The sequence below is a fragment of the Duganella rivi genome, from assembly GCF_009857435.1.
GTDB lineage: Bacteria > Pseudomonadota > Gammaproteobacteria > Burkholderiales > Burkholderiaceae_D > Rugamonas > Rugamonas rivi.
This window is the reverse complement of sequence record NZ_WWCK01000023.1, coordinates 1-331: the sequence shown is the minus strand read 5'-3', so window position 1 is coordinate 331 and position 331 is coordinate 1. Positions and strand designations below refer to the sequence as shown.

Below are 331 nucleotides of genomic sequence, written 5' to 3'. Positions count from 1 at the left end.
TGGTGGAGGATGACGGGATCGAACCGACGACCCCCTGCTTGCAAAGCAGGTGCTCTCCCAGCTGAGCTAATCCCCCAAATCTTGGTGGGTCTGGTTGGGCTCGAACCAACGACCCCCGCGTTATCAACACGGTGCTCTAACCAGCTGAGCTACAGACCCTATGCTGTTCTCTATCTCGTTACAGTCGATAAGTGTGAGCGCTTAATGAGCAAACTCTAGAAAGGAGGTGATCCAGCCGCACCTTCCGATACGGCTACCTTGTTACGACTTCACCCCAGTCACGAATCCTACCGTGGTAAGCGCCCTCCTTGCGGTTAAGCTACCTACTTCT

At 54.4% G+C, this 331-nt stretch carries 2 tRNA genes and 1 rRNA gene; all 3 read right to left on the bottom strand.

Annotated features, from left to right (window positions below):
- Positions 1-76 (bottom strand) — tRNA-Ala (locus GTP45_RS27815).
- 6 nt (positions 77-82) lie between these two features.
- Positions 83-159: transfer RNA gene (locus tag GTP45_RS27810), tRNA-Ile, on the bottom strand.
- 60 nt (positions 160-219) lie between these two features.
- Positions 220-331: ribosomal RNA gene (locus GTP45_RS27805) — 16S ribosomal RNA — on the bottom strand; the annotation flags it as partial.